The organism is Annamia dubia NIES-4383 (assembly GCF_055394725.1).
Window position 1 is genome coordinate 3,437,697 of record NZ_AP025630.1, and the last position, 15,291, is coordinate 3,452,987.

Below are 15,291 nucleotides of genomic sequence, written 5' to 3' on the forward strand. Positions count from 1 at the left end.
AGATTGCTTGTCACAAGGCAAATACAAGCCTTTATCCTTCTAAACTTCGGCACAAGACTTGCCTATTATGCCATAGTTGTTCTAAAATTAAAGATTGTGGCTTTTTTGTCAAATAAATTTATTGATGGAGGAAATTAGTTATGACTAAACGAACATTAGAAGGGACAAACCGTAAACAAAAGCGTAAACTAGGTTTTAGAGCTAGAATGCGTACCCATAACGGACAAAATGTGATTAGCGCACGTCGCAGAAAAGGTCGTCATCGTTTAACTGTGTAGGTTTAATCAGTATTTTTGTATCACTCAGGGGACTGGGATCGGGAAATGGGAATTTATGGGAAAGGGAGAACATCTTTAATTTTATATTTTTATAGATTGTTAATTGATTATTTATTTTTCCTTTTTCCTAGTTAATTTTTAAATTAAAATATCAATGCTACTAATTAAAACTTAGTAGTTTCGTTATTATTGGCTATGAATAATCAAAACACTCAGCATCAAATGGTGGTGGTTGCTTTTTATAAATTTGTATTGCTCCCTGATTACAAAGAAAAACGCCCCCCTTTGCTTTCCTTTTGTCAAGCTCACAATATTAAAGGCACGATTCTATTAGCGAAAGAGGGTATTAATAGCACGATCGCTGGAACTCGTGAAAATATTGACGCTGTGATAGCTTATTTGCGCTCTGATGAGCGTTTGCAAGACTTAGAAGTTAAAGAGTCATTAGCAGAAATTAATCCGTTTAAACGTCTTAAAGTTAAGCTCAAAAAAGAAATTGTCACTTTAGGAGTGCCGGAAGTTGATCCAAATCTTCATGTTGGTAATTATGTACCACCTCAACAATGGAATCAATTAATCACGGATCCAGATGTAATTTTAATAGATACTCGTAACGAATATGAAGTTGAAATTGGTACTTTTAGGGGGGCAAAAAATCCTCATACTCAAACATTTAGAGAGTTTCCTAGTTATGTTAAAACTAATCTTGATCCAGCAAAAAATCAAAAAGTTGCGATGTTTTGTACTGGGGGAATACGGTGTGAAAAAGCAACTTCTTATCTATTAGATCAGGGTTTTAAAGAAGTTTATCATTTACAAGGTGGCATTTTAAAATATTTGGAAGAAATCCCACCAGATCAGAGTTTATGGGATGGGGAATGTTTCGTTTTTGATCAAAGAGTGGCTTTAATTCATGGTGTAAAAAAAGGAGATTATGAAATGTGTTTAGGGTGTGGCCATCCTATTACAAAAGAAGAAAAACTTTCTCCTCATTATGAAGAAGGTATTTGTTGTGAACATTGTTATGAAGATTTAACACCGGAAAAAAGAATGCGTCAGGAAGAAAAAATCAAACAAATTAAACTACAAAAATCAAGAATTTCTGTTAGTAATTAATAGAAGAATAAAAAGTCTGGCATTTAATTTAAGTAATTCCTGACTTTTTATTCTTAACATGATTGACAGTCTTCAGTTAATAATTATTGTTCTATAATTATCTATTATTAATTAATAGTTAAACATCATCAGGAAAAACGTTTTGATAATCTTTCATTTCTTTTTCGTCAACTAAATATTTCAAACTATCTTGACGGGCTTTGAGTATATTTTGAGTTAAACTAGCCGCATCAGTGTCTCGAATATTCGCTTGAGCAACTTGATCAAAAAAACGATGATAAAGTTGATCAAGCTCATGGTAAAATTGATAACGCAAATCCTTGAATTTTTTTTGTTTATCTGTAGTTTCTGTCATAGTTTTTTAACCTCTTGGATTAAACTAAATTTTTTTAGATTAACACAATCTTGATCTTAATTGAAAAGAGATTTTTTTGACAAAATTTTTCTGAAAAAACAATATTTCTTAATATTTTGATCAATTGATAATTGTTAAAGAGATCATTGTCAACTCAAGACTGTTAATCGTCAATTTTTGAATCAGTAATTAATTTATTGTTAACTATTTGTGAATATTTTTCAAGAAGAACATTTATTATTTAATCCTGTCACGCCCCAAAGTGATAGCATTCCGATTATTTTCGCTTTTCCTAATGAATATACCGTAGGAATTACCAGTTTAGGTTATCAATTAGTTTGGGCAACTTTAGCCATGAGAAAAGATGTTAATGTCAGTCGTTTATTCACAGATATTAGTGAAAATTTACCCCAAAAACCTGAACTTTTAGGGTTTTCTTTTTCATGGGAATTAGATTATATTAATATTTTTAATTTATTAGAGTCTTTAAATATTCCTATTAGAAGTAAAGATCGTCAAAATCATCATCCTTTAATTTTTGGCGGTGGTGCGGTTTTAACGGCTAATCCTGAGCCTTTTGCTGATTTTTTTGATATTATTTTATTGGGTGATGGTGAAAATTTATTACCTAATTTTATTGATGGTTTTAAGGAAGTTAGACGGGGCGATCGTCTGACAAAATTAACCCATTTAGCACAGATTGAAGGCATATATATCCCTAGTTTATATGAGGTAAAATATCAAGGTTTTGATGGTGAAATTACCTCGATCAAACCGATTGATCATCACATACCTGAAACCGTTAAAAAACAGACTTATAAAAGTAATATTTTATCCGCTTCCACTGTGGTAACAAAAAAGGCCGCATGGGAAAATATTTTCATGGTGGAAGTAGTCAGAAGTTGCCCTGAAATGTGTCGTTTTTGTTTAGCGAGTTATTTAACTTTACCTTTTCGCACGGCCTCGATCGAAAATTCATTAATTCCGGCGATCGAGCGGGGATTAAAGTATACAAATAGACTAGGTTTATTGGGGGCTTCGATTACCCAACATCCCCATTTTGATGAATTATTAGATTATTTAGCCCAGCCAAAATATGATGATTTAAGATTAAGTTTAGCCTCCGTTAGAACCAATACAGTTACAGAAAAATTAGTTAATATTTTAACAAAAAGAGATTGTAAATCATTAACTATTGCAGTGGAAAGTGGTTCAGAAAAAGTGAGAAAAATCATTAATAAAAAGTTAACAAATCAGGAAATAATAGAGGCTTCTATTAATGCAAAAAAAGGCGGTTTAAAGGCTTTAAAATTTTATGGAATGGTGGGTATTCCACGGGAAAATAATGATGATCTAGATCAAACTATTGAGATGATGACAGAAGTTAAAAAAGTTGCTCCCGGTCTGAGATTAACTTTAGGATGTAGCACTTTTGTGCCAAAAGCCCACACCCCTTTTCAATGGTATGGAGTGAATCAAGAAAGCCAAAAAAGATTACAATATTTACAAAAGAAATTAGGGACAAAAAAAATAGATTTTCGCCCCGAAAGTTATAATTGGTCAGTGATCCAAGCTTTGCTTTCACGAGGTGATCGCCGTTTAAGTCAACTATTAGAATTGACGAGAGAATATGGAGATACTTTAGGTAGTTATAAAAGGGCTTTTAAAGAGTTAAAAGGGAAAATTCCGCCCCTTGATTTTTATGTTTATCAAGACTGGAAAACCGATCAAATTTTACCTTGGCAACACCTACAAACTAATCTTTCAACTGATACTTTAATCAAACATTTAGAAGATTCATTAAATATAAAATAGTTGACCTATAGACCTCTGATTATATTTAAAATCAAAATTAATTATAATAGTATTTTTATCAAAATTTATACTTATTTCTTATTACTTATTAATCAGCAAAATTAAAATACTCGATGTTGTAAAGAGGGCATTTGTTGACGGATCTGTTTTAATCTTTGAGGATCAATTTCAGCGATCGCCACGCCGGGCTGATCCCCCGCATCCGCTAAAATCACCCCCCAAGGGTCTATAATCATGGCATGACCGTGAGTATATCTCATCTTATAATGTTGCCCAGTTTGGGCAGGTGCGATCACATAACAAGTATTTTCGATCGCCCTTGCCTGTAACAAAACTTGCCAATGATCCTTACCCGTATAAGCGGTAAAAGCCGCTGGAACGAATAAAACCTCAGCACCATTATTAGATAAATAACGGTATAACTCAGGAAACCTCACATCATAACAGACAGATAAACCTAAATTACCTAACTTTTCAGAGTGATAAATAGGAGGATATTTAGCACCTGCCTTCACAAGATTTGATTCACGGTAAGTATTACCATCCGGCACATCCACATCGAACAGGTGAACTTTCTCATAACGAGCCAACTCCTGACCATCGGGATCAACTAACACAGCGGTATTATAAACCTTTTTATCCTCAGTTGGCACGGGAAAACCCCCACCTAACAGAGTTATTTGGTATTTTTGCGCCATTGTTTTGAGAAATTTCTCAGTTTTGAGATGAATTTCACTACCTAAAGTTAATTTATCTTCTTCTTTACCCAAAAAAGAAAAATTTTCCGGTAGACTAACTAACTCAGCCCCACGCCGTACAGCGAGATCTATTAAGTCTTCAGCCATAGTCAGATTTTTCTGTAAGTCTGGCTGACTGGTCATTTGTACCGCACCTGCAAGATAAGATTTCATTATATTTATAAATTCTAAGATGTAATCAAAATGATAAACCGAAATTGACACAAATTTTGATCAAAAGCTTTAAATCAAATTAGTTAATCAAATTTAACGCTTTTTGAAGACTCTCTGGCAATCATTATAACTTGTGAAGTTTAAAACACTTACACAGATTAAAATTGCTTCTGGTAAAGATATGTTATTTTTTCATGTAAAAAATATGGTTTATTTTTAAACTTTAGGAAGGGTGACAGCATGGGATTGATTTTGATATTTTCCGCCCCGATCTTGATAGGTTGTTTGACAGGGATCACCTTCAAAAAATAATAGTTGACACACACCTTCATTCGCATAAATTCGACAATCTGTGCTAGAAGAATTACTAAATTCTAAGGTAATATTGCCTTTCCAAGATGCTTCTAAAGGCGTAATATTTGCAATTAAACCTACTCTTGCGTATGTTGATTTTCCTAAACAAATTGCGGTAACATTGGGGGGCATAGCAATATTTTCTAATGATACTCCTAAGCCATAACTATTAGCTGGAATGATAAAAAATTGACCATATTCATCCGTTTGTAATTCAACTTTTTCTAAATTTCTAGCGCTAAAATTTTTCGGATTAACTACTGTTCCAGGAATATGTTTAAAGATTAAAAATTCTTTCGGACTTAGGCGAATATCATAGCCATAACTAGATAAACCATAACTTAAAACGGGTATTTCTAAACCTGTATTTTCTAAGGAAATTTTACGCACCAAACTACTTTCAAAAGGGCTAATCATACCGTTTTGAGCTTGTTCTATAATCCATTTATCGTTTTTGATCATCTTATTCGTTATTTGTTATTCGTTATTTGTTATTTTTGATCAATAACTAATGACTAATTACTAATTACTAAACACTGATTACTGGTCACTGGTCACTGTTAACTGTTTAAAATCCCATGACTTTAGCCACAACCTCAAGATCGGGTTTAATCCCTGATTTTACCTGATTATTACTGTTATTAATGGCACAGTCGGGATCCTTTAAACCGTTACCCGTTAAAACGCAAACTACTGTCGCCCCGTCAGGCACTCGATCCTTAACTTTTAATAGCCCTGCTACGGAAGCGGCCGAGGCCGGCTCACAAAATACTCCCTCTTGTGAGGCTAGGAAACGATAAGCTTCTAAAATTTCTCCATCAGTAACGGGGTTAAATTCTCCCCCTGAGTTAGTTTGAGCATCGATCGCCTTATCCCAGTTGGCAGGGTTGCCGATTCTAATGGCCGTGGCGATGGTTTCAGGATGGGCGATGGGTTTACCCGCTATAAAGGGCGCGGAGCCGGCCGCCTGAAAACCCATCATTTTAGGGAGATGATCGCATTTACCTTCCTTGTAATATTCATTAAAACCCATCCAGTAGGCGCTAATATTCCCCGCATTACCTACGGGAATACAAAGCCAGTCGGGTGCATTCCCTAACACATCAACCACTTCAAAAGCGGCGGTTTTTTGCCCCTGTAAACGATAGGGGTTGATGGAATTAACTAAAGTAACAGGATAATTGTGCGCAATACCCTTCACAATATCTAAAGCCTGATCAAAATTACCATCAATGGCGATCACTTCCGCCCCATAAAGTAAAGCCTGAGCCAACTTTCCTAAAGCTACATATCCATCAGGAATAATCACAAAAGCCCTCATTCCGGCGCGTCTAGCGTAGGCGGCGGCGGCGGCCGATGTATTACCCGTACTGGCACAAATAACCGCTTTTGCCCCTTCTTCCTTGGCTTTGGAGATGGCCATCGTCATGCCCCGATCCTTAAAACTTCCGGTGGGGTTTAAACCATCAAATTTAACATATACTTTCACATTACGAGCGATCGCCGAGGAAATAGCCGGACAAGGGATCAAAGGAGTATTACCCTCTAATAAAGTAATCACAGGGGTTTGATCGGTAACGGGAAGATAGGAGCGATAGTTTTCGATTAAACCACGCCAGTTAGATGAATTAGTAGTAGAAAGACTCGAAGCTACAGACATTATGAGTTTTAATATAAATAACAAAAATATAAGTATTGTCCAGTTTCCGACAAGCTATCGGTATTTTGATTTAAAACAGAAAATTAAATAAATTAATCTGATTTATTTTCGGAATAAAGGCTTGGTTATCAATTGACAGTTGACAATTGCTTAATTAGGTTTGTGGTTCGATTTAGCTCCCCAGTCAACCTGCCCTTTTAATGGCAAAAATAAAACATTTTTCCTTATTTTTAATCCTCAACTTTTAAGTAGAGTTTATTATCAACTGTCCACTGTCAATTGTCAATTGTTTAATGCCCAGTGTTGATTTTCACATAAGTGGGTAATGTTGTCAATTACCCACTTTTTAAAGGGTTGATTTTGAATTTTACATATTTTGACAAAAATTAACCTCAATTTTGTTGTTTTCAAAGATCAATTGTGATCTGTTTTGCTTAAAATAAAAATTACAGTTTATATCTGTAATTGCTCAGTAACAATTATTAAATTAATGGTTTTATTTTTCCGAATTAACTCTACTTTTAATTCTTGTCCCACCCCCGTTTTTTCTACTAAAGATTGTAATTGATCGGCAGTAGTGACATTGACATTATTTACTTTTATAATCACATCACCTTCTTTAATTCCTCCTTTTTGAGCCGGAGTATTAGGTAAAACTGAAGTGATAAAAATACCATTTACTTCTGGTAATTGAATTTTATTTTTTGGATTTTGATTAAAATTTTGAGCTATTTGTGGGCTTAAAGTAGTCATTTGAATGCCAATATAGGGATGAGGCACGGATTGCCCTTGAGCCAAATAATCTTTGAGTCTTTTGACTACATTAATGGGGATCGCAAAGCCAATCCCCATGGCATCAGGGCGAATCGCCGTATTGATGCCGATTACCTCTCCTTTAGAATTTAATAAGGGGCCGCCTGAATTTCCCGGATTAATGGCCGCATCCGTTTGCAAAAAATCTAACCTTTTATCCGGCGCTCCTGCTTGGGCTGATGAGCGATCAATTGTACTAATAATTCCTAAAGTAACGGTATTATTGAGGCCGACAGGATTACCAACGGCGATCGCCCAATCCCCCACCTGTACGAGATCAGAGTCTCCTAAAGGCGCAACGGGTAAACCTTGCTGATCAGGCTCAATTTTAACTACAGCTAAATCAGTTAATTCATCATAACCTTTCACTTCGCCGGTGAAAATCCTCCCATCTTTAAGAGTAACTTTAACTTGATCGGCATTTTTGACAACATGAGCATTTGTCATGATAATGCCATTAGAATCAGTAATAAAACCTGAACCTTGACCGGTAACTAATTCTTGTCGGGAGAAAGGAGAGCCAAAAAAAGGATTAATTTGACGGTTAACTATCTGTTCAATATCTATTCTAACTACGGCCGCCCCAGTTTGGGCGACTGCGTAAGCGACAAAACTATCCGGTGTAATAGCAACTGAATTATTTTGCTTAGATAAAATAGTTTGAGAGCGAGGGGGGCTTTCTTGGTTTGTGGAGTTAGATAAAACTCTAAATGTTTTAAATCCAACTATTGTGAGGATGATTCCCACGATTAAGGTAGCAAAGTGAGTTAAAATTTGACGTAATAATTGAGGTGAGTGTGAGGATTTCATAATTAGGTAGATGTCTTTTAAAAATTTAATTTTATAATTTTAGTTGATTAAAGTTTAAAATGAACTATCAGAATTATTGAATAATGTTATCCATTGTAACAAACAATTTTAGAAAATAAAAATTTCGATCTAAAATTTTAACAATTGTCAGTAATTAACCATCATGCTTTAAAATAAACCCTAAATTATTCAATTAGTATTTTAAACTTATTCAAACTAATTTTTTTATGAGGACAATTAATTCTTTTTTAAAAGTATTTGAAAGTCGCAAAATAGGGGCTTTATTATTGCTCGGTTTTGCCTCCGGTTTACCCTTATTTTTAACCAGTAAAACCCTTCAAGCATGGATGAGTGATGCTCAAGTTGATTTAACGGCGATCGGTTTATTTAGTTTAGTAGGTTTACCCTACTCTTTAAAATTTATTTGGTCGCCTTTAATGGATCGTTTTGTGCCTCCATTTTTAGGAAGAAGGCGAGGTTGGCTCTTAATAACTCAGATTTTATTGGTAATAGCAATCGCTATTATGTCTGTACAAAACCCAAAACAAGCTTTATTATTTGTAGCAATTAACGCTTTATTAATTGCTTTTTTTAGTGCCAGTCAAGATATTGTCGCCGATGCTTACCGTACAGATGTATTAACTCCGCCTGAAATGGGAGCGGGGGCGGCGGTTTTTGTCTTAGGCTACCGTATCGCCTTATTGGCCACCGGATCACTCGCCTTAATTTTAGCAGATCGGATGTCATGGAACTTAGTTTATTTATGTTTAGCCGCATTAATGGCTCTATGTATTATTTTTACCCTATTCGCCCCAGAACCCCAAGAAGACCTTAATGCCCCTCAAGACTTAGTAGATGCGGTGATCTTACCATTTCAAGAGTTTTTCTCTCGATCAGGATTAATCACAGGCTCATTAATCCTCTTATTTATAATTTTGTACAGACTGGGAGACGGCTTTTTAAGTAACATGGTGACTCCCTTTTTACTGAGTCCAGAAATGGCTTTTACCAAGACCGATATTGGGGCAATACAGGGCGGAATGGGCTTAATAGCTACCATTGTGGGGACGTTAATAGGTGGCTCAATTATGAGTAAAATTGGGATTAATAAATCATTATGGATTTTTGGAATTTTACAAGCTTTGAGTAATTTTTCTTATTTTATCCTTGCCCAATTAGGTCATAATTATCAAGTGATGGTAATTTCAATTAATATTGAAAATTTTTGTGGAGGGTTAGGAACGGCCGCTTTTGTAGCCTTTTTAATGAGTTTATGTAATCATAAATTTTCCGCAACTCAATATGCTTTATTATCTAGTTTAAATGCTGTCAGTCGTGATCTTTTAGTCGCACCTGCCGGAAAATTAGTAGAAATAATTGGCTGGTCAAACTTCTTTTTATTTACCCTAATTATTGCAGTTCCGGGTTTACTTTTATTACCCTATTTTGCCCCTTGGAAAAAGAAATTAGTTGATATTCCTCGCCCCGGAAAAGAAGAATAAATAATAATTATTATTTATTGCCCTTTCTAAAATTTCAAAGCAACGAGCTAACTTTTTAGCTAAAGATTGATCAGCTTTGAGATAAAATTCTCTAGCTTTTTTCTTTAAAATAACTTTAAACATCTTTCCTTAAATATCTCCATTCTGTAACTTTTCCCTCCTCAATTTCTTTTCTTGCTTGTTCAATTTCTGCTAATAAACCCGGAATTTCTAATAATTCCCTTGTGGCTTCTTCACTTTCTAAATCAGCAATTAATTGTTGAAATTCATCGAGAGGTAAAACTACAGAAGTTTTTTCCCCTTCTTCATTAATAATATATTGAGGATGTAATTGAGTAATCATCTTTTTCTAACCCTAAAAAACAACTAGATTAATTATAACATTTTTTCAAAAAAATGATCCTTGATCTTTCAAAAATTACCATTATATGATATTATGTAAAGCTAATGAATTATGATTGTTTATTAATAAATATTAATTGTTAAAATGATAGGTTCAAGAAATACTCCCCATACCGACTATAGAAGCTTAAATTGGGAAAATTTAACTCCCATGTATCAACATTATGTGGAAATTAAAGAGCAATATCAAAACGCTTTATTATTATATCGAGTGGGGGATTTTTTTGAATGTTTCTTTCAAGATGCAGTCACGATCGCGCGGGAGTTAGAAATATCTTTAACGAGTAAAGATGGCGGTAAAGAGATCGGGCGGATCGCCATGACGGGAGTACCTCACCACGCTTTAGAAAGATATAGCCGTATTTTAGTAGAAAAAGGTTATGCCGTGGCCATCTGTGATCAAGTGGAAGATGCCTCAGAAGCGGCCGCCGAAAAAAGAATTGTAAAAAGAGAAATTCAGAGGCTTTTAACCCCCGGAACATTAACTGATGATGAAATGTTAAGAGCTAGACAAAATAATTATTTAGCGGCCGTGGTGATCGCCGGAGAGCATTGGGGCTTGGCTTATGCGGACATTTCAACGGGGGAATTTTTCACCACCCAATCAACAAATTTAGAGCATTTAGTCTTAGAATTGTTACGTTTAAACCCTTCAGAGGTTTTAATACCTAGTAACGCCCCTGATATTAATAGTTTTTTACGGCCGGGGGAACGCTCTGAATATTTACCTAATATTTTTCCAGATAGTCTGTGTTATTGTTTCCGCCCTCACACGCCTTTTTTAATTACTGAGGCTAAACCGAGGTTATTGGCCAGTTTTGATGTGAGGTCATTGGAAGGCATGGGATGTGAGCATTTACCCCTTGCCATCAGAGCATCCGGCGGTTTAGTTCAGTATGTGGAAGATACCCAAAAAGATAATATTACCCCTTTACAACCCTTACGCACCTACAACTTAGGGGAATTTTTAATTTTAGACCATCAAACTCGCCGTAATTTAGAAATTACCCAAACCGTTAGAGATGGGGCTTTTTACGGCTCTTTATTATGGGCTTTAGACTCCACTTGTACACCGATGGGGGCAAGAGCCTTAAGACGTTGGTTATTAGAGCCTTTGCTTGATGTTAAAGCCATCAAAGCTCGTCAAAATACCATTAAAGAATTAATTGAAAAAGATCATATTTGTCAAGCAATTCGTAAATTATTAGGTTATATTTATGACTTAGAAAGACTGAGTGGAAGGGTAGGTTCGGGGAGGGCAAATGCTAAAGATTTAGCCGCTTTAGCTGAGTCTTTAATGAGGGTATCCGAGTTATCCCAATTAACCCAAGAGGGAAATAGTGCTTATTTAAGAGCATTACATAATATTCCTTCAGAATTGGAACAATTAGGCCAATATGTGTTAAATCAATTAGTAGATAATCCACCTTTACAAATTAAAGAAGGAGGCTTAATTCGTGATGGTGTTAATGAACATTTAGATGCCATGAAAAAACAAGTGGAAGATGATCAACAATGGTTAGCAAATTTAGAAGTTACGGAGCGAGAAAAGACAGGAATTTCTAAGTTAAAAGTGGGGTATAATAAGACTTTTGGATATTATATTAGTTTACCTCGATCGCAAGCAGAAAAAGCACCAGAAAATTACATTAGAAAACAAACTTTAGTCAATGAAGAAAGGTATATTACATCTGAATTAAAAGAGAAAGAAACAAGAATTTTAACTGCTAAAGATGATCTTAATCAATTAGAATATGAAATCTTTATTTCTTTGAGGGAAAAAGTAGCGCAAAAAGCCCAAGAAATTAGAAATGTAGCTAAAGCAGTGGCGGCCTTAGATGTATTAACAAGTTTTGCTCAAACAGCTATTTATGAAAATTATTGTTGTCCAGAAATTAATAATGAGGGAATAATTAATATTAAAGATGGAAAACATCCGGTAGTTTCTAAGTCTTTAGGGAGTGGTTTTTTTGTGGCCAATTCCACTAATATGGGGGGTAATAATTGCCCTGATTTAATTATTTTAACAGGCCCTAATGCCAGTGGTAAAAGTTGTTATTTAAGACAAGTTGGCTTAATTCAATTAATGGCTCAAACGGGCAGTTTTGTTCCGGCAACTGAAGCAACTATTGGCATTTGTGATCGAATTTTTACCAGAGTTGGGGCGGTGGATGACTTAGCTACAGGGCAATCAACCTTTATGGTGGAAATGAATGAAACCGCTAATATTTTAAACCATGCTACTAGAAAATCTTTAGTTTTATTAGATGAAATTGGACGAGGAACGGCAACTTTTGACGGTTTATCTATTGCTTGGTCAGTGGCGGAATATTTAGCTATTCAGATTAAATGTAAAACAATTTTTGCAACCCACTATCATGAATTAAATGAGTTAGCATCTATTTTAAATAATGTGGCTAATTATCAAGTGACAGTGCGAGAAATGGAGGATAAAATTGTCTTTTTACATAAAGTTACCCCAGGGGGGGCGGATAAGTCTTATGGTATAGAGGCAGGGCGTTTAGCGGGTTTACCTGACTCAGTTATTAAAAGAGCAAAACAAGTAATGAAACAAATCGAAAAACATAGTAAAATTGCCGTAGGTTTAAGAAAGGGAATTAATGAATTAATGAGTCAAGAAAATGAAAAAAATGAGATTGAACAATTAGATATTTTCTAAGCTTAAAAAGCGATCGCTCAACAATTGATAATTAATTTGTTTATAAAAATTAATAAACAAATTATGATGGTTAAGTTACAATTAGGGAAATTGGCTGATTTTTTCAATTAACAAACCGTTGAAGGGAGACAAGATCATGAGTAGTAAAGCCTATCAATCAACAACTTCTTGGAATTCTGCTTATCAAGGCAATAAAACTAATCAGAATAAAATTAATAATTCATTACCAATTCAAACAAAATTAGAGAATGAATCTGAAACGTCTATTAATAATTCTGAATATCAAGGTTTAGCCTCTAGTTCTATTATTAATAATTTCCAAAAAAGTTTAAATTTAGGTAATAATAATCTTGCTCCTATTCAACCAAAATTAACTATCGGCGCTGCGGGTGATCAATATGAACAAGAAGCGGATCAAGTTGCCGCACAAGTAGTTCAGAGAATGAACGCCCCCGCTACCCCTAACGATGATGAGGATAATTCTATTCAAAGAAAATTAAATATTTCAACTTTACAAAGGGTACAAGATCCAGAAGAACAATTACAGGGTAAATTTAATTTTCAAGCTCCAAATATTCAAGCAGATTTTGAATCAAATTTGAATAGTGCCAAAAGTGGTGGCTCACCTTTAGATAAAGCTTTTCGTGCCAAAATAGAACCCTTAATGGGCGCAGATTTTAGTGGGGTAAAAGTGCATAATGATGCTAAGTCTAATAATTTAAGTCAATCCATACAGGCCAAGGCTTTTACCACAGGTAATCATATTTTTATGAAAGAGGGTGAATATAATCCTAGTAGTAGAAATGGACAGGAATTATTAGCGCATGAATTAACCCATGTAGTGCAACAAAATGGCGGTCAAATTCGAGCTAAAACAGATTTAATTCAAAGAGATCCAGATCCACAGGCAACCACCAAAAAAAGAAGTAATGCGATCTCACCTATTAATGAAGGGATAATTTTAGATCGTTTAACCAAAGAGTCATTTCAAAAAATAACCTATGAAGGGGTGTTCAGTGGGCGAGGTAGTACCTTAAAGGAAATTGAAGGTTTATTAGATGAATTACACAATCTTAGACCATTGAATGCAACTACTGTTAATAACGCCATTGATATTGCTCAGTCCATTGAAGAATTAATCAGATTTTGGATGGAGGATCACGCTGAAGATTCGTCTCGCACTAATCGAATGGTGGGAATGCAACAATGCCATAACTATGTCAAAGATAATATTATTCCAGTTTTACAGAAAAAAAGTAAATATTTTAATCTCACTGGACAAAATATTACCCCTACATCAAGAGAAGCTCCCAATGGAGTCAAAGAGCTACAGGAAAGACATACTGGCAGTGCTAAGTCTATGTTTACCAAACTGGGTTGGATGTTAGATATGTCAGTACCTAGTAACGGAGATAAAAGCAAAATAGAAATTGAATTTAAAATTCCCGTTGATCCAAGCGGAGTAGGTTTTATTGGTGGAAGATTTACCTGTGAAGGAGAGCGAGATGATAATTTAGTCAAAGCTCGTGGCGAAATGGCAATTACCGGAGGGGCACAAGTGGGAATTGCCGAAATAAAAGGAGAACTGGGAGGTTATATTGAAGCACAGGCAAAAACCAGTGATCAAGTGATGCAACTGATTTCCTATTCTATGTATCGGCGCTTTGAGGAATCTAAGTGGCTACCAAGGGCATTATCTAGTTTTGCTTGGGGAGGATCAACAAGTAAATCTGTCGGGTTTAAACGTGCAGAAAGATGGGCGGCGGCCGTAGAAAAAGAGGTATTTAGTCCTTTAACTGGAGAACAAGCGGAAAATACTTATGTGGAAACGGGTGGTTTGGGTTCTGTTGGGGCGGAATTTAATGTGGGTATTGGGAAAGCCAAAGGACAAATTAAAGCAACTACCGGACGTAGGTATGATAAAGAATCTATTGAAGGATTGAAACAAGGTGGTTTAGGTAGTGCCAGAAAAACTGCTAGTTTAGGTGAAGCTCAAGAAGTTATTGCTAAAAGCGTTCATAGTCTGGAAGTTTCTGGCGGTATTGAAGCGGGTCCAATTAAAGGAGAGGGTAAATTAATGTGGCAGTGGATGCAAGGTGTCAGTCCTACCACGAAAACAGTTACCCCCGCAACGCTCAAAAATTGGGAATTAGAAGTAAGTGGTGCGTTATCTCTACCAATCAATGAATTGGTTGGTAGAGGTATTGGACCTTTTATGGGTAATTTTGTGATGAGTACTATCGAATTAGTACGCAAAGGACAAGAACAGGCCTCTAATAAATCTCAAGATGTTGGGACAGGTGCCTCTTTAGCGGAAAATACTGCCATCGGTATTACTCAATTAGCTAAAGTTCCTAGTGAACAATTTACACCTAAATTTGAATTTAGTGAATCTTCTGGTTTTAGTGGTTCAACGGATTTAAAATTAACTCTGAAAATTGGAAAAGAGGGGGGGTCATTTAGTCTTGATTATGTTAAATCCGTTGGTGTTGACTTAAAAGTGTTCAAAGGTGCGATGGAAAAATCAAAACGGCTTTTAAAACTTTCATACGCAGGTGGCCAGTGGAAGTTTTCTTAATCCTATTCCTACACAAT

At 35.3% G+C, this 15,291-nt stretch carries 12 protein-coding genes; 6 read left to right on the forward strand and 6 right to left on the reverse strand.

Features of this window, described 5'->3' with window-relative positions; all coding sequences use genetic code 11:
* Positions 1-140 precede the first annotated feature (140 nt).
* Together rpmH and trhO are read left to right on the forward strand one after the other, a co-directional pair.
* Positions 141-278 carry a 50S ribosomal protein L34 gene (gene rpmH / locus Anndu_RS15400; protein WP_464102031.1) on the forward strand — a complete coding sequence of 46 codons (138 nt, stop codon included), beginning with the start codon at positions 141-143 and terminating at the stop codon, positions 276-278.
* 195 nt (positions 279-473) lie between these two features.
* Positions 474-1,394, forward strand: a complete 921-nt coding sequence (gene trhO / locus Anndu_RS15405) for an oxygen-dependent tRNA uridine(34) hydroxylase TrhO (protein WP_464102032.1) — start codon at positions 474-476, stop codon at positions 1,392-1,394.
* Between the two features lie 118 nt (positions 1,395-1,512).
* Here trhO and Anndu_RS15410 read toward each other — a convergent pair whose 3' ends face one another.
* Positions 1,513-1,749, reverse strand: coding sequence for a hypothetical protein (locus Anndu_RS15410; RefSeq protein ID WP_464102033.1), 237 nt, complete (start codon positions 1,747-1,749; stop codon positions 1,513-1,515).
* Between the two features lie 210 nt (positions 1,750-1,959).
* On the opposite strand from Anndu_RS15410, the gene Anndu_RS15415 reads away from it, so the two are divergent.
* On the forward strand, positions 1,960-3,564 hold the full coding sequence (locus tag Anndu_RS15415; protein WP_464102034.1) for a B12-binding domain-containing radical SAM protein: 1,605 nt from the start codon (positions 1,960-1,962) through the stop codon (positions 3,562-3,564).
* Positions 3,565-3,665: 101 nt separating this feature from the next.
* On the opposite strand, the gene Anndu_RS15420 is transcribed toward Anndu_RS15415, so the two are convergent.
* The 4 genes from Anndu_RS15420 to Anndu_RS15435 form a co-directional block, all read right to left on the reverse strand.
* Positions 3,666-4,475, reverse strand: coding sequence for a carbon-nitrogen hydrolase family protein (locus Anndu_RS15420; protein ID WP_464102035.1), 810 nt, complete (start codon positions 4,473-4,475; stop codon positions 3,666-3,668).
* A 216-nt stretch (positions 4,476-4,691) separates the two neighbouring features.
* The gene (gene dcd, locus Anndu_RS15425; protein WP_464102036.1) at positions 4,692-5,291 is read right to left on the reverse strand and encodes a dCTP deaminase; all 600 of its coding nucleotides are present in this window, start codon (positions 5,289-5,291) and stop codon (positions 4,692-4,694) included.
* Between the two features lie 106 nt (positions 5,292-5,397).
* The gene (gene thrC, locus Anndu_RS15430; protein WP_464102037.1) at positions 5,398-6,489 is read right to left on the reverse strand and encodes a threonine synthase; all 1,092 of its coding nucleotides are present in this window, start codon (positions 6,487-6,489) and stop codon (positions 5,398-5,400) included.
* Between the two features lie 453 nt (positions 6,490-6,942).
* Complete coding sequence (locus Anndu_RS15435) at positions 6,943-8,112, reverse strand: trypsin-like peptidase domain-containing protein (RefSeq protein WP_464102038.1); 1,170 nt, start codon at positions 8,110-8,112, stop codon at positions 6,943-6,945.
* 227 nt (positions 8,113-8,339) lie between these two features.
* Between Anndu_RS15435 and Anndu_RS15440 the strand changes: the two genes are divergently transcribed.
* Complete coding sequence (locus tag Anndu_RS15440) at positions 8,340-9,614, forward strand: AmpG family muropeptide MFS transporter (protein WP_464102039.1); 1,275 nt, start codon at positions 8,340-8,342, stop codon at positions 9,612-9,614.
* Positions 9,615-9,729: 115 nt separating this feature from the next.
* Here the strand turns inward: Anndu_RS15440 and Anndu_RS15445 are convergent, their stop codons facing one another.
* Positions 9,730-9,957 (reverse strand): hypothetical protein, encoded by a 228-nt coding sequence (locus Anndu_RS15445; protein WP_464102040.1) that lies wholly within the window; start codon positions 9,955-9,957, stop codon positions 9,730-9,732.
* Positions 9,958-10,101: 144 nt separating this feature from the next.
* Here Anndu_RS15445 and mutS point away from each other — a divergent pair, with 144 nt between their 5' ends.
* Entirely contained in the window at positions 10,102-12,696 is a 2,595-nt protein-coding gene (gene mutS, locus Anndu_RS15450; RefSeq protein WP_464102041.1) for a DNA mismatch repair protein MutS, read from the forward strand.
* 136 nt (positions 12,697-12,832) lie between these two features.
* A complete protein-coding gene (locus Anndu_RS15455; protein ID WP_464102042.1) occupies positions 12,833-15,274 on the forward strand; it encodes an eCIS core domain-containing protein in 2,442 nt (813 codons plus the stop codon).
* Positions 15,275-15,291 lie beyond the last annotated feature (17 nt).